This window comes from uncultured Tateyamaria sp. (genome assembly GCF_947503705.1).
Taxonomy (GTDB): Bacteria; Pseudomonadota; Alphaproteobacteria; order Rhodobacterales; family Rhodobacteraceae; genus Tateyamaria.
This window is the reverse complement of record NZ_CANNES010000001.1, coordinates 237,340-261,010: the sequence shown is the minus strand read 5'-3', so window position 1 is coordinate 261,010 and position 23,671 is coordinate 237,340. Positions and strand designations below refer to the sequence as shown.

Below are 23,671 nucleotides of genomic sequence, written 5' to 3'. Positions count from 1 at the left end.
ATGGCAAAACATATGAGTGGACAAAAAACCGTGACACCGGATGCAGAAAGCCTTGTGGCGTCGATCAGTGCCACAAAAACACGCGGTTTGCCGCCGGTTCACCTGTGGAACCCGCCGTTTTGCGGTGACCTGGATATGCGGATCGCCCGGGACGGGACGTGGTTTTATCAGGGCACGCCGATCGGGCGACCCGGGTTGGTGAAATTGTTCTCGTCGATTCTCAAACGGGAAGACGGAAAATATTTTCTGGTGACTCCGGTGGAAAAGGTCGGGATCACCGTGGATGACGCCCCGTTCGTGGCTCTGGATTTTGAGGCCACGGGCGAAGGCAACAGCCAGGTGCTGCGGTTCGAAACGCATGTGGGGGATTACGCCGCCGCGGGTCCGGATCATCCGATCCGTGTGGTGCGGGACGCAGAGACAGGAGAGCCGTCACCCTATGTCCTGATCCGCGCAGATTTGGAAGCGCTGATCGACCGCAAAAGCTTTTACCGGCTGGTCGATCTTGGGGTGCATCACGACGACTGGTTCGGCGTGTGGTCGGGCGGTATGTTTTTTGGGATCATCCCGTCGGCAGAATTGCCCTGACGCGAGGCGCACCAAGAGGTACGCCTTACGGGGATGCTGCACAATCAATGTGCGCAATCAGACCTTTGGATTGTAGCGATCACTGCGCCATTCTGGCCGTAAGGCGGAGGGGTTCTCTGCCATCGCTTCGGACGCAGGGAGAAATAGAACATGAGCACAGGCACGGCAGTCATCATAGGGGCAGGCAGCGGCTTGTCGGCCTCCCTTGCGCGCCAGCTCGACGCGCGGGGCCTCAAGCTGGTGCTTGCCGCTCGTGACACGGAAAAGTTGAAAGACTTGGCCAAGGACACGGGCGCGCGCACGGTTCAAATGGACGGCAGCGACCCTGCCGCGATGGAGGCCTTGTTTGAAGGTCTTGAGGCGCCCTGCCGCGTGGCGATTTACAACCCATCGGCGCGCAGCCGAGGGTCAATCGTCGACCTTGATCCCGAAGAAGTGCGGCGCGCCGTCGAAATTACAGCCTTTGGCGCGTTTTTGATGGGGCGGGCCGCGGCGCGTGTAATGCTGGCGCAAAAGGCACGCGATGGCTGCAAGGGGACGATCCTGTTCACAGGCGCCTCGGCCGGGGTCAAAGGGTTCGCCCAATCTGCCCCTTTTGCCATGGGCAAATTCGCGCAAAGAGGCCTGGCCCAATCCATGGCCCGCGAATTGCACCCCAAGGGTGTGCACGTCGCCTGGGTGAATATCGACGGCGGGATTTCGAACACGGCACGGGCGGAACGAACCGATGACGGGACTGACAAGATGCTGGACCCCGACGCCATTGCCACGGCGTACCTGCAATTGGTGGATCAACACCGCTCTGCCTGGTCGAATGAGTTGACTTTGCGCCCGTGGGTCGAGACCTTTTGATGGCGTCGGGCGCAGGTGCGGGATAGGCTTGATGCCATGCCACGCTTTGCTGCCAATCTGACCCATCTTTGGGCCGAATTGCCTTATCTTGACCGCTTTGATGCTGCGGCTGAGGCCGGGTTTGAGGCTGTTGAAGTTCTCATGCCCTACGACGTGCCCGCGCCCGAAACCCAATGGGCGCTGCGGCGCAATGGGCTGACGATGATCTTGTTGAACGCTCCGGGGCCGAATTACGCGGGCGGCCCCCGTGGTTTCGCCGCTTTGCCCGGTGGGGAGGCGCGGTTTGACTATGACATGCGCCGGGCCGTGCGCTATGCGCAGGCTTTGGGTGCAGGGATGATCCATGTGCTGAGCGGGGTGGCAGAAGGAGACGCGGCCAAGGCCACGTTGATCGCCAATTTGAAACGTGCCTGTCAGGGTTTGCCCGATGGGCTGTGCCTGACCCTTGAACCGTTGAACCAAACGGCGCAGCCGGGCTATTTCCTGTCGCGCTATGATCTGGCGGCCGAGATCATAGCAGCGGTGGGCGCGCCGAACCTCGGCCTGCAATATGACAGCTATCACGCGCAGGAAATCACCGGTGACGCGGTGGCCGCGTTCAACACCTATCAACCGATAATCCGCCATATCCAGATCGGAGACGCCCCGGGCCGTGCGCCGCCCGGGACGGGTGATGTCGATTTTGTCAGTCTGTTCGCGGCCATTGACGCGTCAGACTATTCAGGTTGGGTCAGTGCCGAATACACGCCCCAAGGTCGCACAGAAACCGGGCTGGACTGGATGCGCTGACCCTGTGCAGTGCCGCACTTTTCATGGGCCGCCTAGAGGCCTAGCATAAAGCTGTCCATTCGATCCATGGAGGTTTTCAATGATCCCTGCCCGCTATGCCCATATTGCGTTTGGCTTTGTCCTCAGCGGGATGATGTCATTCCTCGTCTCTGGGATTTCGACGTTTTTGGCTATTGGCTTGGGGGTCGGTTTTCTGGGCAATTGGATCGGTGCCTGGTTGCCCAGTTGGGCTGTAGCTTTTCCAGTTGTCCTGTTTGTGGCCCCATTGGCCCGGCGTTTGGTTGGGATGATGACCGCGCCTGACTAGGGCACAGGGCGGGGCGTACCATTCGGTACGCCTTACGGGCCAAGCTTAGTGCGCTTCGGCCCAGTTTTGCCCTTTGCCTGCGTCCACGGTCAATTTGACATCCAACTTGACCACAGGATCAGCGGCCCCTTCCATCACGTCCTTGGCCACGCCAATCAGATCGTCTGCCGCGCCTGTTTCCACCTCGAACAGTAGTTCGTCATGGACCTGCAACAGCATCGTGGCGGGCAGACCGTTGATGGCGTCTGGCATGCGGATCATGGCGCGGCGGATCACGTCCGCAGCGGTGCCCTGAATGGGTGCGTTGATCGCCGCACGCGCTGCAAAGCCTGCGCGGGGCCCTTTCGATGCGATCTCTGGGGTGTGGATTTTTCGACCAAAAAGGGTTTGGACGAACCCGTGTTCTTTGGCGAAGGCCTTGGTGTCGTCCATGTAGGTGCGGATGCCCGGGAACCGTTCGAAATAGCGGTCGATGAAGCCTTGGGCCTCAGAGCGCGGAATCCGCAGATTGCGGGCCAAGCCGAAACCGGAAATCCCGTAAATCACGCCAAAGTTGATCGCCTTTGCCTGACGGCGAATGTCTGGCGTCATCTGGTCCAGCGGCACATCGAACATCTCTGACGCTGTGAGCGCGTGGATGTCGATGCCTTCGGCAAAGGCTTGTTTCAGCTCGGGGATGTTGGCGATATGGGCCAGAATGCGCAACTCGATCTGGCTGTAATCCAGCGCCACCAGCGTCTTGCCTTCTTCCGCGACGAAGGCCTCGCGGATACGCCGCCCTTCTTCGGTTCGGATCGGGATGTTTTGCAGGTTCGGATCAGTGGAGGCGAGACGGCCGGTAGAGGCCCCTGCAATGGAATAGGACGTGTGCACGCGGCCCGTGTCGGCGTTGATATGATCCTGAAGCGCGTCGGTATAGGTCGATTTCAGTTTTGACAGTTGCCGCCAGTCGAGCACGCGGCCGGGCAATTCGTGTTCGGTTGCGAGGTCTTCGAGAACGTCGGCACCGGTGGCATAGGCCCCGGTCTTGCCCCGTTTGCCGCCTTCGATCCCCATTTCGTCAAAGAGAATCTCGCCCAATTGCTTGGGGCTGCCCACGTTGAATTTGCGCCCTGCGATCTCGTAAATCTCATCCTCCAGCCCCGCCATTTTCTGGGCAAAGGCATTGGACATGCGGCTGAGCGTATCGCGGTCAACCTTGATGCCCGACCGCTCCATCCCCGCAAGCACGGGTACCATCGGGCGTTCCAGCGTTTCATAAACGCGGGTGACCTGCACACGATGCAATTGCGGTTTGAACTGCTGCCAAAGCCGCAGGGTGATGTCGGCATCTTCGGCGGCATATTTCACCGCATCCTCGACCGGAACCTGATCAAAGGTCTTGGCTGATTTGCCGGACCCGAGCAGCGGTTTGATCGGGATGGGGGTGTGGCCGAGATAGCGTTCAGACAGGGTATCCATGCCGTGATTGTGCAGGCCCGCATGCATCGCATAGGACATGAGCATGGTGTCGTCGATGGGGGCCACGGTGATGCCGATTTGGGCAAAGATCTTGGCATCGTATTTCATGTTCTGGCCGATCTTGAGGATGCTGTCATCCTCAAGCATCGGCGTGAGAATCTCCAGCGCGGTTTCCAGCGGCATCTGCCCCTCGGCCAGCGCGTCAGAGCCAAAAAGGTCGTCGCCGCCCTGGGTGTGGGCCAGGGGAATATAGCAGGCATGGCCGGGGTTCACGGCCAACGAAATGCCAACCAGTCTGGCGGTCATTTCGTTCAGGCTGGTGGTTTCGGTATCCACCGCGACATAGCCACGCTCGTAAATCAGGTCGATCCAGGTTTGCAGGGCGGTAGCATCGCTGACCTGCTCGTAACTGGCGTCCTCGAACGACGGGGCCTCGGGTGCATCCGTAGCCTCGGTTGGCGCGGGTTCCTTGATCTCGGGAGCCTCGACGCCCAGCTTGTCGGCGATGCGTTTGGTGAGGGTGCGAAACTCCATCTCTGCCAGGAAGGGCATCAACTGTTCGGGGATGGGGTCGCGGACTTCGAGGTCGTCGAGGGTAAAGTCGAGAGGCGTGTTTTCGTCAAGTTGGACAAGATCGCGGCTCAACCTGATCTGATCGGCGTGATTGATCAGAGTCTCGCGGCGCTTGGGCTGTTTGATCTCACCCGCGCGCTCCAGCAAGGCATCCAGATCGCCGTATTCGTTGATCAGCAGCGCCGCAGTCTTGATCCCGATACCGGGCGCGCCGGGCACGTTGTCGACGCTGTCGCCCGCCAGGGCCTGCACGTCCACGACACGCTCTGGGTAGACGCCGAATTTCTCGTGCACGCCGTCGCGGTCGATGCGCCGGTTTTTCATCGCGTCGAGCATTTCAACGCCGCCGCCCACCAATTGCATCAAATCCTTGTCGGAACTGATGATGGTCACGCGACCGCCCGCGGCGCGGGCCTGTACGGCAAGGGTGGCGATGATGTCATCAGCCTCAAATCCCTCTTTCTCTTTGCAGGCGATGTTGAAGGCCTCGGTCGCCTGACGGGTCAGCGGGATTTGGGGGCGCAAGTCTTCGGGCATGGCCTCGCGGTTGGCCTTGTACTGGTCGTACATATCGTTGCGAAAGGTGTGGCTGCCCTTGTCAAAGATCACGGCCACGTGGGTGGGCGCGTCGGGGCCGTTGTTATCCTCGACATAGCGCTGGAGCATGTTGCAAAAGCCGCTGACCGCGCCGATGGGCAGCCCGTCGGATTTGCGGGTGAGGGGGGGCAAGGCGTGATAGGCGCGAAAGATAAAGGCAGAGCCGTCGATCAGGTGCAGGTGGCAGCCTTTGCCAAACTGAAGTGTCATTGCGCTGGTCTCCCTCCGTGCCGCGATGCCTTTGTGCCATGGGCCGGGGCAGGGTGCCAGACGTGATCCAACGGCGCGCCTATCGGCGCATTACATTTTTGATTTGGGAACAGCGGATCGCAGGGGGTCGTGTGACTAACCGAATTCTCGTGCGGCCAGATCAGCCCTCGGCATCCTCATAGATATATTTGCAGTCGCAATAAGGGCATTCAACCCAACCGGTATCCTCGGGAATTTGCAACCAGACACGAGGGTGCCCCAAGGGGCCTTCGCCGCCATCGCACGCCACCCGGTGGCTGTGGACTGTCTTGGTTTCTGGGGCGTCGATGCTCATGTCGGCACGTCCTTGGCTGGGATGTCTGCAGACGCGTTTATGGGCCATGACCCGCGTGCAGACAAGGGGCTAGTCGTCCCGGTCCACTCGCGCCTGATAGCAGTTGTTTCGGGCAGATCGGACGTGGATATAGGCCACTTCAGGATGTGCGAATATTGCGTCCAAGCGGGCCGTGATTTCGGGGGTAGGGGTTATCGCACCGGTGCCATAGACGATCCGGTCATCGTCTGAATAACCTTTGATCAGGTAATCCGGTGACGTGGTCAGGATCGGGGGCAGTTCGGCCCCTCCGCCCCGTTCACAGGAGTCTGCACAGAGAAAAATCGGACCAACTTCGGCATAAGGATGGGTGCCCTCAAAAGGTTTGTGGGCAAGGATCAGCATCTCGGCGCCCTCGGGGATGTCGCGCAAACAATGCCGACAGGGATTTCCCTGACCATCGGAAAGTTTGCGTTCCGGCGGATTGCCAAAGGCATCCAGGCCCCCGGAGCGGTAGGCATCTGCGATCTCGGTCGGCAAAGCAGTGAATATGGGCAAAGCGGGTCTCCTCTTTTGTAGGCATCACAGCGTGAATGCGCGTACAAAGCGACCCGATTGTTGCGCATTTTCCGACCCGAACCGCAGCAAAGCCGAAGGCCAGAGTCGGAACTGACCCTTGCCGTACATCCGCTAAGACGGATATTGGCACGCCCTAACTACGCCAGCTGTTTAACCAATTGCGAAACCGGCCGCGCCGCTTGTCCACGGCATCCCCTGCCGCTTCCCAATTGTCCTGCAACTCTTCAAGCTTGGGATCAAGACGGGCGCGCCGAAAGCGGCGCCACCGGACCCAGATCGCGGCAAAGAACACGGCCAGCAAGGACAGGACGATGATATTGACCCAGGGAATGCCCTTGGACGCATCCGGGCCATCCACCGGGCGCAGCGATATAGCGTTGGGAAAGGCGCTGAGGAATTCGTTCCGCCAACCATAATGGGTCATCACATACCACTCGGGCGCGGCCCGGGTCGAAATGGCGTCGTTGGCTTCGGTATAGAGGTTGGCTGTGTCGAACTTGAAATAGGGTGGCCAGCTCCAACCGGTGTCCTCATTGCGGTACACGATTGGGTCGCCATTGGCACGCAGGGCCTGAATGAACTGCACATCCCGGTTGATCAGCGCATCGGTCTGCTCGTCCGGGCGGGACCAGAACACGCGGGTCCAATCGCCAAGTTCCTGACGTTCTTCATAGGTGTTTACGATGCGAACCACATCCCGCTGCGGCAGGGTATAGTGCAGGAACGCGCCCAGAATAACCCAGAACGAGATCAACAATGTCCAACCGATGTAACGCATAGCGCAGCCCTTTCTCAGGCGAAGTTCACAAGGTAGATGATCAGGCCCACAAGCACCATGGGCACAATATAGACACCCAGGATCAATTTGCGCCTGAGCGATCCGTCATAAGCCCGCAAGCCATCCTGAACAAAGGTATCGCGCGGGGTGGCAATGCCCCCTTCGTCCCATTCGGCCTCAAGTTTGTCGCGGCGCCGTGCGCGCGAGTAAAAGGACAGGCTGACATAGACAACCGTCAGCACCACAAAGGCGATGAAAAGAACGCGGATCAGGGCCATTTGCTATCTCCTCACTGCGCCCCAGGGACCGACGCGGGCAATCATATCACGTACAGGCGGTTCTGGCGCTTCCATCGGGGCATCATGGCCGAACAACGCTGCCCGCGCGCCCACTTTGTCGGCCTTGTACTCCGCTTCCAGATACTGCGCGACATATTCCTTTTTCGCCTCGGGCCAACCCGCATAGGCCGCATAAAACGCCTGTTTATGGCAGATGAAAAGTTGACGAACATCACGTGGGGAAAGTTCGCTCAGCAACATGTTAACCAGTTCCGCCTCGGGCGTGTCCGCCGCCCTCAGGGTATAGAAATAGGCCGGATGATCGGACGCAATGCGCGGCCAGTCCCCGCCGTTCTCGGCCCAGTTGACCAGTTGCCCCAGGGCGTGGAACTCATCTGGCAGCACATCCGAGTGCCGCCGCGCCAGCATCCGCATGTCGCGCCGCGTGGTGCCCTCCAGATCAACGCCCGCCTCGGTCACGGCAGACACCAGAATAAAATCCATCTTTTGCCGCAGAATGGCGACCGCATCGATCCCGCGCGCTTTGACAATGGGTTCTGCCAGGTCGTTATATTCGAGGAATTTCGCAATCCGGTTCCGGTCGCCCAGGTCAAAGCTGTACTTGATCGGCACGTCCTGAGGGGCCGCCGTGCTGCCGATCACTGCCGGATGATCCAGTGTTTGAAACACGTAAAGCCCGCCAAAATGCGCCGTCCAGAAATTGCCCTTGGTCACCTTGAGGGGTTTCAGAGTCACAGGGTTGCGCGTCACGTCCCCGGTTTGGCCCGCCAATTCGATCATCTGCGCAATCAGCACATCGTCGAACCACGCGTCCTCTTCGGTCAGAAACGTATCGACCTTGTTGGCCAGTGCCGCCGCATTGCGCACGGTGCCGCGCGTTGTGTCCGCCTCAACCGTGATGGCGCGCAGATCGAAGAGGCGGGCGGGATGCGAGATATCATAGACCGAGTTGACCAATTCCCCGGCCACCGCATCACGCGCGGTTAGGGCAAAGAGGGCCGCTTCGTTTTCCGTAATAAACCGTTGCAGGATCGGGCGGCTGGTGGAGAATTTGGCATCTAGTAGCGGGCATTTGCGTTGTTCAGTGCTGAGCAGGATAAACTGCCGGTTCACACCGTTGTGGTTGAGGTAGAGCGGATCGCCCAGATCATCGCCGACCTCGGGGGAAAAGCCGGAAATGTCGACATAAAAATCGGCCAGGCTGGTCCGTTTGCCGGTCAGATGTTCCAGCGCGCGATTGTAGCGGTCCACCAACGCAGGCGAGGCGACGTGGAACAGGTTCCCATACATCAGGCCGGATTGAATAAGGCGGATCATGTGCCCGTTCCTTTCAGCATGGCAATACGGGCCGCCAGCACAATGCAGCCCGGAATGGCCAGCGCCACGGTCGAGAACAGGAACGCCCCCTCTTGGGTCGGGTCGGCAAAGCGCATCGGCGCGCCAGTTGCGTCCATGAGCAGCATCAAGAGGGTGGCTGCGCCGAACAACAACATGGTGCACAGGATCGCGACGGCACCCGCTGGCATCGGGATGAGCCGCATCACAAGTTTGGGCAGCATCCAGCCTGCGACACAGACGAGCAGGGTGAGAAGGGTCACTTGGGTCAGCATCGTTCGGTCTTCATCGGTTGGCCCTTGCAAGGCGGAAGATCAGCGGTGAGGCGAGCGCCAGCAGTGGTAACGCAAAGGCACGATAGGTGATCTGAAGGTTAAAGCCGAGGTAAGCACCCCAAGCGTTGTCAAAGAGAAGAAGGGATTCCTCAAGGGACGTCCCATTGAACCCACTCGCGGTGTTGATCCCGAATTGGATGAGAAAGACGAGGGCGGCGGCGGCCAGAAAACCGAAGACACCCCAGCGAAGGGGGAGGATGGTGCCGAGGATAAGGGCGAGGGTGGATATGGTGAGGAGGAGGGTCATGAACGCTTGTTTTCTGACTCTAATGACCAAATGTCCAATTCCAAGGCGCGACCAAGCTCGATGCTCAGTTGGTGGAAACCTAAGCCATCCAAACGTAAAGCCTGATCGTCGGATAAGCGGCTGCGAAGAGTAATAACTTGGTCCACTCTGGATTTTAGTTGCTCAAACCTATCTCGCTTTGGTTGCTCAATAACTTGCTCACTAGCTAAGGCCTCGATTTTTTGTGAAACATCCCGTGTTTGCGTCGCCGTTCGTCTTAGCCTTTCGTCAAAAGGGACTTTTTTTGAATAGCTGATAATTTGCCAGTGCTCAGTGGCGTCAATTAACTCGAAGCTTCGCTCGTCACTTGAGGTACTATGAAAGTTGAAACGGCTGTTGTATTTCTTTTCTTTTACATTTACTTTCCATTGGTCTCGAGCGACGCTTGCAAAGTCAATTTGCAACGTCTCAAGGTATTGTTCAAATAGGGCAGCGGCTCTAGATTCATCCCTAAAACGACGTTCGTCTTTAAGTACGTCAGACTGTAATTTCATTGCTTGTGCCATTTCCTGTGTGGCAACTCTTTGCAATGCTGTTTCTTGCTTTTGCTCGCGAATAATATCTCGCTGATCAGCAATAATTTCCCGTTGCTCGCGCAACTCAATGCTTTGCTGCCATGCAGTAATTATGATCCAAAAAAGAGCCAAGGATCCAGCTAAACCTGCCAGTGTATCTCCAACGTTATTGGGATCGCCCATGCTCAGTGCTTGCCAATTGGACAAACTGTCTGGCCCAACGCTGCCTGCTTGCAAAAAGGCTATTGTCAAAAAGGCGAATATGACGGTTCCAATAACTCCCCAAGCAAAAGGGCCTTGCGGATAGTTTGGCGGAATTTTCTTGAGGTTACTCACCCCTTCCCCCCCAAATACCGCTTCTTCGCCTCTTCCTGTCGGCCAAAGTCGCGCACCATTGCCTCGATGGCCACCTCATCCGACTTGTCCGCATAACGGAACTCGCTGTCCGCGTAGCGGTTGATCTCCTGCACCACCATGTCGACCGTGATCGGCACCCGCAGTTCTGAAATCATCTCCTTTTTCTCGTCGTAGCCTTTGAACAGGAACAGCTCCGGGTTCTCCATCCACTCATCGGGTAGTTCAAAGTCCATGGCCCGCACCTTCACCGCGTCGGTGATGTTCTTGATCGCACGACCGGTAAAGCGTTCATCCGCCTCCTGAATGCCTTTCAGATAGGTGCCGAGTTTCGCAATTGTGTCCAATTCTCCAATCGAAGAATGCACCCGGTCAAAGACCTCCAACAGCCCGGCCTCATGCGGACGGCTGTGCGAGTCAAAGGACGCAGCAACGGCCTTCTTGATCTCTTGGGCCGAGAAAAGCTCGTGCGCGCCCATGGGGATGTCGTGGTTCCTACCCATGAGCAGCGCCAGAATGTCGATGTAATCCTCGCGGGTTTGTGGCCCGTCCACGAGGAACCGCGCGCCCGCGCGTTGGCGCAGAGCGTCGTCCACGTTCTCAGGGTAATTCGAGAACATGCCAAAGGTGCAATTGCCCCGCACGACCGTGTTCGCCCCGGCAAAGCTTTCCATCAGCACGGCGGTAATCTCCAACTGGCCCGCACTCGACTGACGATCCCCACGCTTGCCCGCAAGCTGGTCAATGTCGTCGATTGTGCCAAAGCCGATGGCGGCGGGGTCTAGCACGTTGTTGATGAACGCCTTGGCGTTCTGGCCCGACTTGCCCTGATAGCTGTCGATATTGTCGGTGCTCAGGTTCTGATAACGGAAGGGATAGCCCGCCACCTGACAGTAGTCGTTCAAGAGACCCGCCATCATCTGGATCAGGGTGGTCTTGCCCGTACCCGGCTTGCCATCCCCCATGAAGGTAAAGATGAACCCACCCAACTCGGCGAAAGGGTTAAGGCGGCGGTCAAAGTCATATGCCATCAGCATCTTGGCCAGCTTCATGGCCTGATATTTGGCGATATGGTTGCCCACAACCTCATGCGGCTTTTTGAAGGTCATGGTGAGGGTGGTGGATTTCGCCTTATGCGCCGGCGAGAATCCTTGGACGGTGAAATCGTCTGCCTCAACGCGCCAACTGGCCGCTGTAAAGGGGGCAAGGCGCGGTGCATTCTGGGCGCGCAGGGCGATCTTTTCCATCAGTGCTTCGGCATAGGCGGTGACTGTCGCGACCAGATGGGTGTCGTCGGGGGCATGGGCCGCAATGTCCTGATCCAGCTCCCACAGCGCCCCATGCAGGGCCGTTTGGCCATTGTCGGTGAGCACCTCCTCGACCTCGCCGACTTCGACGGTCACTTCAGTCTGGTGTGCTGACAGCAAATAGGCGGTCGCATTGCCAAAGACATAGAGAGTGATCAGCGCCTCGGCGGCCAACAACTCGGCAAACTCGGTCTTGCGGGCCGGGGGCATGGCCCCTTCCAGATTGGCCCGCTTCAAATCGCCCAGACCTGATACCCCGGCATAGTTTTCGGCCACGGCCAAGGCGATGGAGATCGCTCGGCGCAGCGCGTTCAGCACCGTTGCCTGCACTGGCGACATCAACGCATCATCGCCATCCGAACCTTCGATGGTCGCCATAAGCTGCACGGCGCCCGTCGGTGTCGTGCGCCGGGTCACCAACCCCGGTGTGGTCGACCGAAACCGGCGGCGCGTGCCAACACCGGGGGACCGCTCCGCAACCGGGGCTGCTGCCCCTTTACCAATGCGCGGCGCGTGGTCAAAACCTTGTAACAAGGCCAGCGCCATGGGGTAATGCGCCACGATTTCCGCTTCTCGCAATTCCATTTGGTCCGAAACCTGGCTCATGACGTGTCCTCTTCATTGTTCCGGCAAATACTCCCGCCGGAGGCATTAAGTCGCGCGAATACCCTGCGCCCGTTCCATCAATATCTCAGCACCCGCCCCGCCGGGCTGACTACAAATTTGCGTACCGACCGAAACCCCGGCGGGTTCATTTCTTCAAGCGCTTGAAAGGGGCGTTGGGGCAGAACGATGCTCCGCTCCATCCGGGTGGTGCCTGTTTCGGCCCCCCGGCCCGAAAAGGGATCGAGCGCAAAGACTTCGCGTTCCACTGAGGAAAACCAGCCCGACCGCTCCGTCATAACGCGTTCGGACCGCAGGTCTTCTTCGGTCCACACCAGCGCCCAATCCTGGCCTTCCGGCGCGCGGGCGGATTCGAGAACTTGCGAAATGGGTCCCGACTGTTTGGTAAAGGCCGAGGAATACATCGGCCCCACGTGGAACCGGCGTAACCGCTTGGGGTGCAAGTCGGCAAAATCTTCGTCAAAACCGGTGGCGATGGTTACCAGCTTCAGCCCGCCCAGGGCTTGTGCCATCAGATGCGCTTGCGCCTCGGGCCAGCGGCGTTGGTCCTTGGGCAGGGCGGTGCGGCCTGTATCCTCGACCTCCATCATATAAATCACCGGCAGGTTCACCTGGCTGTCATAGACGGCCCAATGGATGCGGAATGTACGGCGGTCGTCAGCCTTGTTGCCGGTCCAAACGATCTGCGGATCGTTGCGGGGCCAAAACAGGTTCCCGCGCTGCAACTCCTCGTAATAAAGCCGCTGGGACAGCGCGAATTGCAACTTGGTCGGTACTGTGCGGTCGCCAACAATCACCTCGACCATCTGTTTTTTCAACTCATCGGCCGAAGCCATACCTTCCAGATGCCGGTCTGCCTGTTGGGCGTCGCTGGCCATGGTGATGATCTCTTCCGCCGCAGGGAAACCGGATTCGTTAGCGTCGATGGCGAGGGAACCAAAAAAGCGCCCGGTATCGCGGCCCACCAGCAGGTATTTCTGACCCAAGGCACGAAAGGTAAAGGTAAGTTCTGCCAGATAGCGGGTGAGGATCTTGACCTCATCCCGGTTCAGATCGCCCTCGGCCTCCATCACGCCCGCGACACGACCCAAATGGGCGGTGATCGTTTCGAACTTCTTGAAATAGCGGCGCGAAGCGAAAAGGTCGGTGAGGCCGGTCATATCGAGTTTGGGTGTATTCAACTACCTTGTCCCATTTCGCCCCTGCCACCCGACGCATCCGCTTCGGCGTTATAAACGCCAAGCCATGCAAGGCCGATGAGTGCGGGTACAATGCCAAAACCATATGCCCACCACGGTAGCCCCAAGAGAATAGCGCCGCCGATCAGGGAAACTCCGAAAACGACAAGGGCGAATTTCTTTTTCATGTCTGTCTTTCCCCGCAAGGCTGAGGTTGACGATTTGGCGTAACTTAACCGCCCTTGCGCGCCCGGCTCAGCAGATACAGCCCGGCGATGCCACAAAAAAATCCTACTCCGTTCACCCAGGGCGGTGCGCCGAACCCGATAGAGGCGATGAGGCTGAGGATGGAAACCGCGATGGCGGCGATACCGAGCTTCATGGCTTAGCCCCCATACGCGTTGCTGTCGTGTTCTTCGACGATCTGGGCAAACCGGCGGGCAAATCGTTCGTCGGCCTTGGCTTTCTGCTCCAGCACGTCGCGGGCAAAGACCATGTGGTCCTCGTGCGCCTCTAGCATGTCGGCCATCCGTTTGTTGGTGGCCGCACCGATGCCTGCCATGGCGGTTTGCGCCTCTTGGTCCGTCTGCACGCCGATCTCGTTGATGCGGTGGGCGACGTCCTGTTGCTGGGCTGTTTTGAGCGATTTGGTCAGCGCGTCATACAACACCACACGCTGCTTGGTATCCGTCTGCAATTTGTTGATCAGCACCATTTGCGTCGCTGCCTGGTTTTGCAGGGAGTCGATCCAGGTTTTACCTTTTTCGATATAGCGTTCAAGGGTTTGGGACTTGGCCAGCTTGACCTGTTCGTCCTGAACCATCTGGTTGTACTGGCTGTTCAACTCGGCCAATTCCGTTTCCAAAGCCGTGCGTTTGGCGGCATCGGTCTCGGACGCGATCTGGTTTTCCAGCGTGATGATCTTGGGGTCCATCCCCTGAATATCGGCTTGCAAGGCGGACAATTCCTGAACGGTAAACTCGCGTTCATCCAGCGTTTCGGTCAGGTTGCCCTCGACTTTGACCTTCTGCTCTTCGAGCATGGTCAATTGGCCTTGCAGCAGTTGCACGATCACATCAGATTTTGAGATCAGATCCTGCAACTTGTCATCGATGGAGGCGGTGCGAATACGTTCCTGTCGCATCGATTCCGACTTGGCCTTGGCAAAGATGCCAACGACGCTTTCCCATCCCGTCTTGGTCCGCATCTCGTCGAAATCCTTGGAGAAGGCGGATGTCACATCGTCCAGTCCCATGATAAGCTCGGCGATGTTGGCATTCATGACATCCGTATGCGCATGCACGTCCTCTAAAGAGGCATTTTCAATGTCCATCGAAATGTCATCGCCTGATTTCATCTTGGCTCGTGCGGTTTCAATGCGACTGGTGAGTTCCGCAATCTTTGACTGCGCCTGCGCCACCTGCGCTTGGGATTCTTCCACCTGACTTGCGAAATCGGCCATCAAATTCTCCTATCGATCAATGTGTTGCATTACATATAGGCAATGTTACGCCCATTTACATCTGCCGGGGCACTTATTTGGCCTGAGTGTTGCAAAACCTGTGCGTGAAAGGAAGTCGGTCGCGCCCCTTTTCGTCTTTGTCCTGTTGCGCTACTGCCTGAACCACGTTCAAGCGAGGACATGATGGCAACCAAGGCCCAAGAGCGGCGCAATTCGCTGCGCGAGAAACTGATCGAGATCGCTGAGGCGCAGATCGAAGAAAACGGAGCCAAGGCGATTCAGGCGCGGCCCCTGGCGCAGGCGGCGGGGTGCTCGGTCGGGGCGATCTATAACGCGTTTGGCGACTTGCAGGATATCGTGATGGCCGTGAACGGCCGCACATTCGCCAAGCTGGGACGGCATGTGGCAGCCGCGCTTGAAGGGAAAGAGGCGTTGCCCCCCACAGAACGGCTTATCGCGATGTCTTATGCCTATCTTGAATACGCGGGAGAACATCCACGGCTCTGGCGGGCCCTGTTTGACCTGCGCATGTCAACCGATATGGATGTGCCGCCCTGGTATCTGGCCGAGTTGGCGCATTTGTTCAGCTATATCGACGGGCCTGTCCGCGAGTGTTTTCCCGACCTTGAAGCCGAGGACGTGAGCCTCATGACCCGCGCACTGTTTTCATCTGTGCATGGGATTGTGCTCTTGGGCTTGGAGAACCGCATTTCCGGCGTGCCGCGCGAACAGGTCCGGCGGATGATTGCGATGGTTTTGCGTTCTGCAACGGAAAACAAAAAAACTTGAACAATGTTCAATTTCAGTCTTGAACGGGGTTCACGGCTATCCTATCTCCCTTCGTGAACGATGTTCAAGAAAAGGGAGAACACATGCTCGCCACCTTCAAAACGCTCTTTGCCGGTGCCAATGCCCGTGCCGAAGAACATGTGCGCGATGTTTACGCCATCGAGTTGATCGACCAGAAAATCCGCGAGACCGAAGTGCAGGTTCATGCGGCCAAGTCCACCTTGGCCAGTCTGATCCAGCGCCGCAGGTCCGAGCAAAAATTGCTCGATATGCTGCGCACCCGTATCCAATCCCTGACCGAGCGGGCGCGCGAAGCGATCAGCGCGGGCCGTGAAGAACTGGCCGTGGAGGCCGCCAACGCAATCGCCGAGATGGAGAATGAAAGCGCCGTCCGCGTTGCGACCCTCGACCGCCTTGAGATGCAGGCAACCCGTCTGCGTGGGTCAGTCGAGAGGGGTCATCGCAAGGTGATCGACCTCAAGCAAGGCGCGCTTCAGGCCAAGGCGATCCGCCGCGAACAAACAATGCAGGCCAAGCTTCATACAACCGCGCACGGACCGTCTGCCGCTGACGAAGCCCAGGACCTGATTGACCGCGTTGTCGGCAAAGACGACCCGTTGGAGCAGGCCCAGATTTTGGCCGACATCAACGCGGGCCTCGATCACAGCGGTCTTGAGGACCGCATGGCCGACGCCGGTTTCGGCGCCGCGACCCGTGTCACCGCGCGCGACGTGCTGGATCGTCTCTCCAAATAACCTTCATCCCACCTATAAAACGTAAGGATAGAACCAATGTTGAATGAAAAACCCGATAACTCCCTGATCATGATGTTCAATGGCGCAGGCGTTGCGATCGCCTATGCCTTGCTGGGTCTGTCGCTGTACCTGTCCACTGACGTGCCCCTGTCGACCAAAGGATTTTGGGGCATCGGTATTCTGATGCTCACGCTGAGCCTCGTGAATTTTGTCAAATACCGCTTCGACAATCAGCAGCGCATCGACCGCATCAACCGGATCGAAGAGGCGCGGAACGAAAAGCTGCTTGAGGACTACGTGGGCGAGATCAAAGACTCGTCCTGATCCTGTCCCTTGAACATGCGCCGGGCCGCCTTGCAATTGCACGGCGGCCCGTGCCGTTTCTAAAAGCCCGCAGTCCAGGCCTCGCAATTGTTAAAGACTGTTGAAAATCCTCTGTACTTCGATGGCCGCGGATTCAGGGGTTGTTCAGGTCCGCCGCCCCACAACGCATTGATCGAAGTTATCAAGTGGCGCACACCCGATGCCAAGCACATTCAAGGTCATTTCGCTGGGCCAGCAGTCGAAAATGGACACGACCGAGGGCAATTATACCGCCGAAAATGCCGCCGATCTGGTGGGCATGTCTTTTGGCGAGGCGGGTGATCCTTTATTCAACGATGTTCAAACGCTGTCCGAGGTCAGTGCCAGCGGCGGGAACCGCAATGCCTATGACATGAACAACAACCGCAGTGACGATAAATTCAGTATTGATGGCGGATCGGCACAGACTTTTGACGCAACTGCGGTGTTTAACGCAACCTTGACCTATACTGACGGGACAACGGCCAATTTCACCGCTGTGGTCTTTCAGGACACCGACGGCAAGACCTACCTCGCGCCGGAGTTTTCCCAGAACGCTGATCAAGCTGCGCTTGAGGCAAAGCCCATTCAATCCATGTCTTTGGATAGCCTCGCGGGCAATCGGTACTCGGGTATGACAGCCAGCCGTGAGGACAGCGATTTTGTCACCTGTTTTGTCTCTGGAACGTTAATTGCAACTGTCGATGGCGACCTGCCAATTGAAGCCTTATCCGTCGGTACTGAAGTCATCACGCAGGATGGACAGCCCAAACCGATCCGATGGATCGGCGGACGTACGGTGCGCTGCTATGGCAGCCTGATCCCGGTTCGGATTCGGGCCAATACCTTGGGTCTTGGCCTGCCGAACCGCACGCTGCTGGTGTCAAAACAGCATCGCATGATGGTGGCCTCGCCCATCGCCAAACGCATGTTTGGCGAAGACGAAGTTCTCGTTGCAGCTCACAAACTGGTCGGATTGCCGGGCGTTGAATTGGCGGTTGAAGCGGGTTTCGTGACCTATTGGCACATCTTGTGCGACCGGCACGAGGTCATCTTTGCCAATGGTGCGCCCGTTGAAACCTTGTACCTGGGTACGATGACCAAGGTCGCGATGTCGGATGCGGCCTGGTCAGAGGTCGCGGCGCTTTTTCCCCAATTGCAAACACACGCGCACAGGCTCGTCAGGATGACCCCCAAAGGTCATGCGCAATCGAAACTTGTAGCCCGCATGATCAAGAACAAGCGCGCGGCGTTGGAACGTATCCGCCTGCCGCGCGCCTCTTGACCTTAGCCGACGACGTTGTGTTCGGGACCATACGGGAAGCCGGTGATATTCTCCGCGCCGTCCTCTGTGATCACCAGAATGTCGTGCTCTCGATAGCCGCCCGCGCCAGGTTGCCCATCGGGAATGGTCAACATCGGCTCCATTGAGATGACCATGCCGGGTTCCAGCACCGTGTCGATGTCTTCTCGCAGTTCCAACCCCGCCTCGCGCCCGTAGTAGTGCGATAGCACCCCGAACGAGTGCCCATAGCCAAAGGACCGGTATTGCAGCAAGTCGCGTTCTTCAAAGAACGCGTTCACTCCGTGGGTCACATCGGCGCAACTGGCGCCGGGTTTGAGCAGGGACATACCCAACTCATGCGCGCCCACGTTCGCTTCCCACAGCTTGAGGCTCGCCTTATCCACGGTTTCCACGAAAAGGGTTCGTTCCAGCGCGGTGTAATAGCCCGAAATCATCGGAAATGTGTTCAGCGAGAGGATATCGCCCCGTTCCAGCAGACGTGCCGTGACCGGGTTATGGGCCCCGTCGGTGTTGATGCCGGACTGGAACCAGACCCAGGTGTCGCGGTACTCGGCATCGGGAAAACGCTTGGCGATTTCCAGCTCCATCGCGTCACGTCCCGCCATGGCCACGTCAATCTCCCGCGTGCCAGCCTTGATCGCATCGCGTATGGCATAACCACCCACATCTGCCACTTGGGCACCGTGGCGGATCAGGGCAATCTCTGCCTCCGACTTGTGCATCCGCTGACGCATAGTGGTTTCATAGAGATCGACGGTGGCCACGGGCTTCAGGAAGTCTTCCATCTTGGCCTGTTGCAGCAGGGTCAGGTGATCGCTTTCGACGCCAATGACTGCGCCTACGCCGGTCACTTCGCGCACCGCGCGCCAGAAGTTATCCCGCTGCCAATCGGTATAGGTAATGTTGTCGCCGTAGCAGCGCCGCCAGGGTTGGCCCGCGTCAATGCCGGCACTGATGGTCACACAGGCGTCGTCGGTCACGACGCAAGCGTAAGGCCGCCCAAAAGCGCAATAAAGAAAGCCAGAGTAGTAGGCGATATTGTGCATCGAGGTGAAGACAGCGGCGGTGGCACCTTGCGCCTCCATTCGGTCGCGCAGCTCGGTCAGGCGGGCGACATATTCGGCGTCTTCAAATGGCAATACAGCCTGTTGGCCATTATGCAGGCGGTAAAAATCGGGGCGAGCGGTCATCCTTGACCCTCCTTTTCAGAAAGGTCCCGGCGTTCAGGACGGGTGGGCCAATATGCACAGACGACGCCATCGCCTGCGGCCTATTTTGCGTCTTGCCGATCTAGGGCGCGGTCGTCAAGCGCCGGATCATGTCGCTGGCCGGATCGCTGAGCGCGTCGATGACGTTGAAGTGGTGTTCGCCGTCAGTCACCACATGATCGCAAGCCCAGGCCTCGGCCAACCACCGGGCCTGATCTAGGAAAACCGGCCGCTCGTCCGCCCCAACCCAAACCGTCACGGGCACCTCTGGAGCAGGCTGGCGAACGGGGCTTTCAGCGCGGGCCATAGCGGTGTCCATCTTGAAGTCGGCATTCATTGACGTCCTCAACAGCGGTTCAAGATCCGACACGGGCGAGATCGGCATCACATGAGTGACACGGTCCAAAACGGTCTGCGGCAGCATCCCCGGTGCCAGCATCCGCGCGACAAGGTGCCCACCGGCGGAATGCCCGGCCAACGACAAGGGCCCTTTGGTTTGTTCTGCCACGTGCATTACGGCCTGCGCGATCTGCTGGGTGATACCCGCGATCCGTACGGCAGGGCACAGATCGTAAGAGGGCATCGCGACGACCCATCCTTGTGCCACGGCACCGGCGGCAAAAGCGGACCAGTAAGAGCGGTCAAATTTCAACCAATAACCCCCGTGGACAAAGATCAGCGTGCCCTTGGCGGCCTCTTCAGGGTGAAACAGATCAAGTGCCATCCGCTCGGATGGCCCATAGGACTGCCCCAGCGTTGTCCGCGCGCCCAGTCCGTCCCGAAAGGCAGCGGCTTCCAGAGGCCAACGGGCGACATAGTCTTCGGCACCGGCAATATAGGCTCCGTTTGCATAGGCATCATCAAGGTCTGGCATTAAATCCCCCCGGTATTGGAACTGGACAAACCTAGCGTGGGTTGATTGACATGCGCCAGCCCCGAAAGGACCCTGCCATGCTTGACCAAATGACCGACCTGAAATCCCTTCTGAACGATCCCAGTTTGCTTGAGACCCGCGCCTACGTGAAGGGTGCGTGGGTTGACGGCGATGACGGCACCTTTGATGTGACAAACCCGGCACGGGGCGACGTCATTGCGCAGGTGGCCGACCTGAGCCGTGCGCAGGTAGCCGATGCAATCGCCGCTGCCGGTGCTGCGCAAAAGGAGTGGGCCAGTTGGACTGGAAAGGAGCGCGCTGCCGTGCTGCGCAAATGGTTCGACATGATGATGGCGAACCAGGACGATCTGGGCACCATCCTGACCGCTGAACAAGGCAAACCCCTGGCCGAGGCCAAGGGCGAGATTGCCTATGGCGCGTCTTTTGTCGAGTTCTTTGCCGAAGAGGCCAAACGCATCTATGGCGAAACGATCCCGGGCCACCAACGTGACAAACGGATCACCGTGATCAAGCAGCCTATTGGCGTCGCCGCCTCGATCACACCGTGGAATTTCCCCAACGCGATGATCACCCGCAAGGCGGCCCCGGCTTTGGCCGCAGGCTGTGCGTTTATTGCGCGCCCCGCTGAACTGACGCCGCTGTCGGCCATCGCCATGGGCGTGCTGGCGGAACGGGCGGGCATCCCGGCGGGCGTGTTTCAGGTGGTCACCACTTCTGATGCGTCCAGCACGGGCAAAGAGTTCTGCGAGAACCCGATCGTGCGCAAACTGACATTCACGGGCTCGACCGCCGTGGGTCGTATCCTGATGCGCCAGGCCGCTGATCAGGTCATGAAGTGTTCGATGGAGCTGGGCGGCAACGCCCCATTTATTGTATTTGACGATGCTGATCTCGATGCCGCCGTCGAAGGCGCGATCATGTGCAAGTTCCGCAACAACGGGCAAACCTGCGTCTGCGCCAATCGCATTTACGTGCAGGCGGGGGTCTATGACGCCTTTGCCGAAAGACTGCACGCGCGGGTGGCTAAGATGAAAGTGGGTGACGGGCTTGAGGACGGCACCGATTTGGGCCCTTTGATCAACGCCAAGGCCGGAGAGAAGGTTTCGGACCATATCGCGGATGCGACGTCAAAGGGCGCGCAAGTGCTGCTGAGCGGTGACGCGATGGACGGGAACTTCATTCCGCCCACCATCCTCACAGGCGTGACGCAGGACATGAAAGTGGCGCAGGAAGAAACCTTTGGCCCGCTCGCGCCACTCTTCAAGTTCGAGGACGAGGACGAGGTGATCGCCATGGCCAACGATACGATATTTGGCCTCGCGTCGTATTTCTATGCCAAGGACCTCAGCCGCGTTTATAAGGTGGCCGAAGCGCTGGAATACGGGATCGTGGGTGTGAACACGGGCATCATCTCGACCGAAGTTGCTCCCTTTGGCGGGGTCAAGCAATCGGGTCTGGGCCGCGAGGGGTCGCATCACGGGATCGATGAATACCTTGAGATGAAATACATCTGCATGAGTGTATAAGCCGGGCGTTTGACCACACACGTCGAGAGGCGATCGGTCACCCGTCACAACGTCTTATTGTAGCGACATGGCGTGTCGCAATTGCCGGGTCGAGATGTTTTCGGCGCGATACCCTGTTGCTATGCGTTCGACGCGTTGCTCCTTACCTGAAAGGTCTCTCATGCTGCAAGAAGCGATGACCCGTACCCACGTTCTGAGGCAGCGGATGGCTAACGCGGGCATTCATCACGCCGTTTTCACCTCGGAAAGCTCAATTGCATATTTGGCTGGATTCTGGGGGTATCTGGGCATCGAGTTTGGTCGTCCCACCATGCTGGTTGTGTCCGCTGATGCCGAACCGGTGGTCATCACCCCCTTTATGGAAAGCGAGATGGTTTCAGAAATGACCTGGGTGTCGGACATCCGCACCTGGGAAGATGCAGGCCAGCGCAGTTGGGGGCGTGCCTTGGCCGGCGCCTTGCCCGCCAACCCGGCGGAGATCTGGGTTGAAGCATCTGATTTGCCCGCCATTGTCCGCAATTTCCTGGACGAAAGTTTCACCACTGCCGTTCTGCGGGATATCGGCCCGGTCCTCGGGACACAGCGGATGATCAAGTCACCGCTAGAGATCGCGGTGATGAAACAGGCCGGTGAAATCGCCGGGGCAATGATGGCAGCGGCGCATGGGTCACTCAGCGTCGGGGCCAAAGAATACGAAAGCGCGCTCGCCGTGATTGACGCGGGCACCCGCAAAGCAGCCGGATTCCTGACGGCCACTGGTTGGGATCGCTTTGTCTCGCCAATGATCCACAATCTGCAGATTCTGCAAAGCGGCAAGGATGCATCGATGGTGCATCGTCGGGCGTCGGTCAAAGCCTATGACAGATTTGACCCGGTTTATTTCTGTTTCTGCAACATGGCGCAGTTCAAACAGTACAAGCTAGGCTTTGACCGGATGTTCCATGTGGGGGCCGTAACGGATGAGGCCGCTCGCGTGCAGCAGGCGGCGATTGATGCGCAACAAGCTGCGATTGCCGCGATCCGTCCGGGAGTGCTGGCGCAGGATGTGGCCGCCGCCGCCAACGCCGTTTACGCGGAGCGTGGGTACGAGACAGGCTATCGTACGGGCCGTTCCATTGGTGTTGCATATCTGGAGGCGCCCGAGCTGAAGGCAGGGGACAAGACCGTTTTGCAACCCGGCATGACCTTTGCCGTCGATGGCGGTATTTCCATTGACGGTATCACGGCGGGCAGGATCGGCGACAGCATTGTGGTGACCGAAACCGGTTGCGATTACCTGACAGACTACCCTCGCACCTTGTTGGTCACGGACGCATGACTGTTGGGCTTCGGCTTGCCTTGGGGCAGGCCCCCGCGGCGCTGTCTGGCACGGCCGCTCGATTGGCGTGGTTGGATAGCATCTTGCCCGACGTGGCGGACCGGGCCGATTTGCTGCTACTGCCCGAGTTGTTTGCCTGCGGCTACAATATCAGCGATGCCATCGTGACCCGAGCCGAAACGGTTGATGGCCCGACGGCGCAAGCCGTTGCTGCGCGTGCGCGACAATACCGGACGGCCATCCACTACGGGTTTGCGGAAACTGCGCCCGAAGGACTTTTCAATGCCGCCTTGTGCTTTGGACCCGATGGAATGCAGTTGAGCCACCAACGCAAGCTGGCGATCCCACCCGGATTTGAACGCGGTTATTTCGAGGCCGGTCAGGGGTGCCACTTGTTTGACTTCCACGGCCTGAAAATTGCGACCCTGATTTGCTATGATGCGGAGTTCCCCGAAACGGCGCGCCATGTCACGGGCTTGGGGGCGCAGCTTGTTTTGGTGCCGACCGCCCTCGGTTCGGATTGGGGTTGGGTGGCAAATAGAATGATCCCGACCCGTGCTTACGAGAACGGTGTTTATCTTGCCTACGCTAACAGCGCCGGAACGGAAAGCGGTATGCAGTTTCTGGGGTGCAGCGTCATTGCATCGCCGGATGGGCAAGAGGCCGCGCGGGCGGGTGCGGACCCCGAGATTCTTTTTGCCGACATTGATCCTGCCCGCGTCCATGTGGCTCAAGCGCGGCTGCCTTACCTGACAGACAGGGCGCGCCTGAAGTTCTAGCTGGACCACAT

At 58.6% G+C, this 23,671-nt stretch carries 27 protein-coding genes; 11 read left to right on the top strand and 16 right to left on the bottom strand.

The window, feature by feature from the left end; genetic code table 11:
• The first annotated feature begins 12 nt into the window (after positions 1-12).
• The 4 genes from Q1A44_RS01305 to Q1A44_RS01290 all read left to right on the top strand — a co-directional run bounded on the left by Q1A44_RS01305 (position 13) and on the right by Q1A44_RS01290 (position 2,536).
• Positions 13-588: a DUF1285 domain-containing protein gene (locus Q1A44_RS01305; RefSeq protein WP_299618419.1), complete on the top strand. Its 576-nt coding sequence runs from the start codon at positions 13-15 to the stop codon at positions 586-588.
• A gap of 150 nt (positions 589-738) precedes the next feature.
• A complete protein-coding gene (locus Q1A44_RS01300) occupies positions 739-1,440 on the top strand; it encodes an SDR family NAD(P)-dependent oxidoreductase (RefSeq protein WP_299618417.1) in 702 nt (233 codons plus the stop codon).
• A gap of 36 nt (positions 1,441-1,476) precedes the next feature.
• Positions 1,477-2,229, top strand: coding sequence for a TIM barrel protein (locus tag Q1A44_RS01295; RefSeq protein ID WP_299618415.1), 753 nt, complete (start codon positions 1,477-1,479; stop codon positions 2,227-2,229).
• A gap of 79 nt (positions 2,230-2,308) precedes the next feature.
• The gene (locus Q1A44_RS01290) at positions 2,309-2,536 is read left to right on the top strand and encodes a DUF2798 domain-containing protein (RefSeq protein WP_299618413.1); all 228 of its coding nucleotides are present in this window, start codon (positions 2,309-2,311) and stop codon (positions 2,534-2,536) included.
• Positions 2,537-2,581: 45 nt separating this feature from the next.
• On the opposite strand, the gene polA is transcribed toward Q1A44_RS01290, so the two are convergent.
• The 14 genes from polA to Q1A44_RS01220 all read right to left on the bottom strand — a co-directional run bounded on the left by polA (position 2,582) and on the right by Q1A44_RS01220 (position 14,742).
• Entirely contained in the window at positions 2,582-5,377 is a 2,796-nt protein-coding gene (gene polA, locus Q1A44_RS01285) for a DNA polymerase I (protein WP_299618411.1), read from the bottom strand.
• Positions 5,378-5,537: 160 nt separating this feature from the next.
• Complete coding sequence (locus tag Q1A44_RS01280; RefSeq protein WP_299618410.1) at positions 5,538-5,711, bottom strand: zinc-finger domain-containing protein; 174 nt, start codon at positions 5,709-5,711, stop codon at positions 5,538-5,540.
• Positions 5,712-5,780: 69 nt separating this feature from the next.
• Positions 5,781-6,248 carry a DUF1203 domain-containing protein gene (locus Q1A44_RS01275; protein ID WP_299618409.1) on the bottom strand — a complete coding sequence of 156 codons (468 nt, stop codon included), beginning with the start codon at positions 6,246-6,248 and terminating at the stop codon, positions 5,781-5,783.
• Between the two features lie 154 nt (positions 6,249-6,402).
• Entirely contained in the window at positions 6,403-7,047 is a 645-nt protein-coding gene (locus Q1A44_RS01270; RefSeq protein WP_299618408.1) for a DUF1523 family protein, read from the bottom strand.
• A 14-nt stretch (positions 7,048-7,061) separates the two neighbouring features.
• Positions 7,062-7,325: a hypothetical protein gene (locus Q1A44_RS01265; RefSeq protein WP_299618407.1), complete on the bottom strand. Its 264-nt coding sequence runs from the start codon at positions 7,323-7,325 to the stop codon at positions 7,062-7,064.
• 3 nt (positions 7,326-7,328) lie between these two features.
• Positions 7,329-8,663, bottom strand: coding sequence for a DUF6638 family protein (locus tag Q1A44_RS01260; protein WP_299618406.1), 1,335 nt, complete (start codon positions 8,661-8,663; stop codon positions 7,329-7,331).
• The gene (locus tag Q1A44_RS01255) at positions 8,660-8,956 is read right to left on the bottom strand and encodes a hypothetical protein (RefSeq protein ID WP_299618405.1); all 297 of its coding nucleotides are present in this window, start codon (positions 8,954-8,956) and stop codon (positions 8,660-8,662) included. Before Q1A44_RS01255 ends, Q1A44_RS01260 begins: the two co-directional genes overlap by 4 nt.
• A 10-nt stretch (positions 8,957-8,966) precedes the next feature.
• Positions 8,967-9,263 carry a hypothetical protein gene (locus Q1A44_RS01250; protein WP_299618404.1) on the bottom strand — a complete coding sequence of 99 codons (297 nt, stop codon included), beginning with the start codon at positions 9,261-9,263 and terminating at the stop codon, positions 8,967-8,969.
• The gene (locus Q1A44_RS01245; RefSeq protein ID WP_299618403.1) at positions 9,260-10,153 is read right to left on the bottom strand and encodes a hypothetical protein; all 894 of its coding nucleotides are present in this window, start codon (positions 10,151-10,153) and stop codon (positions 9,260-9,262) included. Before Q1A44_RS01245 ends, Q1A44_RS01250 begins: the two co-directional genes overlap by 4 nt.
• Positions 10,150-12,084: an ATP-binding protein gene (locus Q1A44_RS01240; protein ID WP_299618402.1), complete on the bottom strand. Its 1,935-nt coding sequence runs from the start codon at positions 12,082-12,084 to the stop codon at positions 10,150-10,152. The genes Q1A44_RS01245 and Q1A44_RS01240 overlap by 4 nt, the downstream gene beginning before the upstream one ends.
• Before the next feature lie 77 nt (positions 12,085-12,161).
• The gene (locus tag Q1A44_RS01235) at positions 12,162-13,262 is read right to left on the bottom strand and encodes a hypothetical protein (RefSeq protein WP_299618401.1); all 1,101 of its coding nucleotides are present in this window, start codon (positions 13,260-13,262) and stop codon (positions 12,162-12,164) included.
• Between the two features lie 17 nt (positions 13,263-13,279).
• The gene (locus Q1A44_RS01230) at positions 13,280-13,468 is read right to left on the bottom strand and encodes a hypothetical protein (protein ID WP_299618400.1); all 189 of its coding nucleotides are present in this window, start codon (positions 13,466-13,468) and stop codon (positions 13,280-13,282) included.
• A 44-nt stretch (positions 13,469-13,512) separates the two neighbouring features.
• The gene (locus tag Q1A44_RS01225) at positions 13,513-13,662 is read right to left on the bottom strand and encodes a hypothetical protein (RefSeq protein ID WP_299618399.1); all 150 of its coding nucleotides are present in this window, start codon (positions 13,660-13,662) and stop codon (positions 13,513-13,515) included.
• Positions 13,663-13,665: 3 nt separating this feature from the next.
• The gene (locus Q1A44_RS01220; RefSeq protein ID WP_299618398.1) at positions 13,666-14,742 is read right to left on the bottom strand and encodes a hypothetical protein; all 1,077 of its coding nucleotides are present in this window, start codon (positions 14,740-14,742) and stop codon (positions 13,666-13,668) included.
• 183 nt (positions 14,743-14,925) lie between these two features.
• On the opposite strand from Q1A44_RS01220, the gene Q1A44_RS01215 reads away from it, so the two are divergent.
• The 4 genes from Q1A44_RS01215 (at position 14,926) to Q1A44_RS01200 (ending at position 17,913) form a co-directional block, all read left to right on the top strand.
• Positions 14,926-15,531, top strand: a complete 606-nt coding sequence (locus Q1A44_RS01215; RefSeq protein ID WP_299621303.1) for a TetR/AcrR family transcriptional regulator — start codon at positions 14,926-14,928, stop codon at positions 15,529-15,531.
• An 83-nt stretch (positions 15,532-15,614) separates the two neighbouring features.
• On the top strand, positions 15,615-16,286 hold the full coding sequence (locus Q1A44_RS01210; RefSeq protein WP_299618395.1) for a PspA/IM30 family protein: 672 nt from the start codon (positions 15,615-15,617) through the stop codon (positions 16,284-16,286).
• 36 nt (positions 16,287-16,322) lie between these two features.
• Positions 16,323-16,610 carry a hypothetical protein gene (locus tag Q1A44_RS01205; RefSeq protein WP_299618392.1) on the top strand — a complete coding sequence of 96 codons (288 nt, stop codon included), beginning with the start codon at positions 16,323-16,325 and terminating at the stop codon, positions 16,608-16,610.
• A 199-nt stretch (positions 16,611-16,809) separates the two neighbouring features.
• On the top strand, positions 16,810-17,913 hold the full coding sequence (locus tag Q1A44_RS01200; protein WP_299618389.1) for a Hint domain-containing protein: 1,104 nt from the start codon (positions 16,810-16,812) through the stop codon (positions 17,911-17,913).
• 2 nt (positions 17,914-17,915) lie between these two features.
• On the opposite strand, the gene Q1A44_RS01195 is transcribed toward Q1A44_RS01200, so the two are convergent.
• Positions 17,916-19,124 carry an aminopeptidase P family protein gene (locus Q1A44_RS01195; RefSeq protein ID WP_299618386.1) on the bottom strand — a complete coding sequence of 403 codons (1,209 nt, stop codon included), beginning with the start codon at positions 19,122-19,124 and terminating at the stop codon, positions 17,916-17,918.
• 100 nt (positions 19,125-19,224) lie between these two features.
• Complete coding sequence (locus Q1A44_RS01190) at positions 19,225-20,016, bottom strand: alpha/beta hydrolase (RefSeq protein ID WP_299618383.1); 792 nt, start codon at positions 20,014-20,016, stop codon at positions 19,225-19,227.
• Positions 20,017-20,093: 77 nt separating this feature from the next.
• Here Q1A44_RS01190 and Q1A44_RS01185 point away from each other — a divergent pair, with 77 nt between their 5' ends.
• The 3 genes from Q1A44_RS01185 to Q1A44_RS01175 all read left to right on the top strand — a co-directional run bounded on the left by Q1A44_RS01185 (position 20,094) and on the right by Q1A44_RS01175 (position 23,660).
• Positions 20,094-21,563: an NAD-dependent succinate-semialdehyde dehydrogenase gene (locus Q1A44_RS01185; protein ID WP_299618380.1), complete on the top strand. Its 1,470-nt coding sequence runs from the start codon at positions 20,094-20,096 to the stop codon at positions 21,561-21,563.
• A gap of 175 nt (positions 21,564-21,738) precedes the next feature.
• Positions 21,739-22,881: a Xaa-Pro peptidase family protein gene (locus tag Q1A44_RS01180; RefSeq protein WP_299618377.1), complete on the top strand. Its 1,143-nt coding sequence runs from the start codon at positions 21,739-21,741 to the stop codon at positions 22,879-22,881.
• Positions 22,878-23,660, top strand: a complete 783-nt coding sequence (locus tag Q1A44_RS01175) for a carbon-nitrogen hydrolase family protein (protein WP_299618375.1) — start codon at positions 22,878-22,880, stop codon at positions 23,658-23,660. The genes Q1A44_RS01180 and Q1A44_RS01175 overlap by 4 nt, the downstream gene beginning before the upstream one ends.
• Positions 23,661-23,671 lie beyond the last annotated feature (11 nt).

Excerpts from the sequence above, each read along its gene's own strand:
- Q1A44_RS01200 (WP_299618389.1), top strand. The coding sequence starts at position 16,810 with ATGCCAAGCACATTCAAGGTCATTTCGCTGGGCCAGCAGTCGAAAATG.
- Q1A44_RS01225 (WP_299618399.1), bottom strand. The coding sequence starts at position 13,662 with ATGAAGCTCGGTATCGCCGCCATCGCGGTTTCCATCCTCAGCCTCATC.
- Q1A44_RS01190 (WP_299618383.1), bottom strand. The coding sequence starts at position 20,016 with ATGCCAGACCTTGATGATGCCTATGCAAACGGAGCCTATATTGCCGGT.
- Q1A44_RS01305 (WP_299618419.1), top strand. The coding sequence starts at position 13 with ATGAGTGGACAAAAAACCGTGACACCGGATGCAGAAAGCCTTGTGGCG.
- Q1A44_RS01265 (WP_299618407.1), bottom strand. The coding sequence starts at position 7,325 with ATGGCCCTGATCCGCGTTCTTTTCATCGCCTTTGTGGTGCTGACGGTT.
- Q1A44_RS01250 (WP_299618404.1), bottom strand. The coding sequence starts at position 9,263 with ATGACCCTCCTCCTCACCATATCCACCCTCGCCCTTATCCTCGGCACC.
- Q1A44_RS01205 (WP_299618392.1), top strand. The coding sequence starts at position 16,323 with ATGTTGAATGAAAAACCCGATAACTCCCTGATCATGATGTTCAATGGC.
- Q1A44_RS01235 (WP_299618401.1), bottom strand. The coding sequence starts at position 13,262 with ATGACCGGCCTCACCGACCTTTTCGCTTCGCGCCGCTATTTCAAGAAG.
- polA (WP_299618411.1), bottom strand. The coding sequence starts at position 5,377 with ATGACACTTCAGTTTGGCAAAGGCTGCCACCTGCACCTGATCGACGGC.
- Q1A44_RS01300 (WP_299618417.1), top strand. The coding sequence starts at position 739 with ATGAGCACAGGCACGGCAGTCATCATAGGGGCAGGCAGCGGCTTGTCG.
- Q1A44_RS01230 (WP_299618400.1), bottom strand. The coding sequence starts at position 13,468 with ATGAAAAAGAAATTCGCCCTTGTCGTTTTCGGAGTTTCCCTGATCGGC.
- Q1A44_RS01195 (WP_299618386.1), bottom strand. The coding sequence starts at position 19,124 with ATGACCGCTCGCCCCGATTTTTACCGCCTGCATAATGGCCAACAGGCT.
- Q1A44_RS01280 (WP_299618410.1), bottom strand. The coding sequence starts at position 5,711 with ATGAGCATCGACGCCCCAGAAACCAAGACAGTCCACAGCCACCGGGTG.
- Q1A44_RS01220 (WP_299618398.1), bottom strand. The coding sequence starts at position 14,742 with ATGGCCGATTTCGCAAGTCAGGTGGAAGAATCCCAAGCGCAGGTGGCG.
- Q1A44_RS01185 (WP_299618380.1), top strand. The coding sequence starts at position 20,094 with ATGCTTGACCAAATGACCGACCTGAAATCCCTTCTGAACGATCCCAGT.
- Q1A44_RS01180 (WP_299618377.1), top strand. The coding sequence starts at position 21,739 with ATGACCCGTACCCACGTTCTGAGGCAGCGGATGGCTAACGCGGGCATT.
- Q1A44_RS01295 (WP_299618415.1), top strand. The coding sequence starts at position 1,477 with ATGCCACGCTTTGCTGCCAATCTGACCCATCTTTGGGCCGAATTGCCT.
- Q1A44_RS01215 (WP_299621303.1), top strand. The coding sequence starts at position 14,926 with ATGGCAACCAAGGCCCAAGAGCGGCGCAATTCGCTGCGCGAGAAACTG.
- Q1A44_RS01290 (WP_299618413.1), top strand. The coding sequence starts at position 2,309 with ATGATCCCTGCCCGCTATGCCCATATTGCGTTTGGCTTTGTCCTCAGC.
- Q1A44_RS01260 (WP_299618406.1), bottom strand. The coding sequence starts at position 8,663 with ATGATCCGCCTTATTCAATCCGGCCTGATGTATGGGAACCTGTTCCAC.
- Q1A44_RS01270 (WP_299618408.1), bottom strand. The coding sequence starts at position 7,047 with ATGCGTTACATCGGTTGGACATTGTTGATCTCGTTCTGGGTTATTCTG.
- Q1A44_RS01210 (WP_299618395.1), top strand. The coding sequence starts at position 15,615 with ATGCTCGCCACCTTCAAAACGCTCTTTGCCGGTGCCAATGCCCGTGCC.
- Q1A44_RS01240 (WP_299618402.1), bottom strand. The coding sequence starts at position 12,084 with ATGAGCCAGGTTTCGGACCAAATGGAATTGCGAGAAGCGGAAATCGTG.
- Q1A44_RS01255 (WP_299618405.1), bottom strand. The coding sequence starts at position 8,956 with ATGCTGACCCAAGTGACCCTTCTCACCCTGCTCGTCTGTGTCGCAGGC.
- Q1A44_RS01175 (WP_299618375.1), top strand. The coding sequence starts at position 22,878 with ATGACTGTTGGGCTTCGGCTTGCCTTGGGGCAGGCCCCCGCGGCGCTG.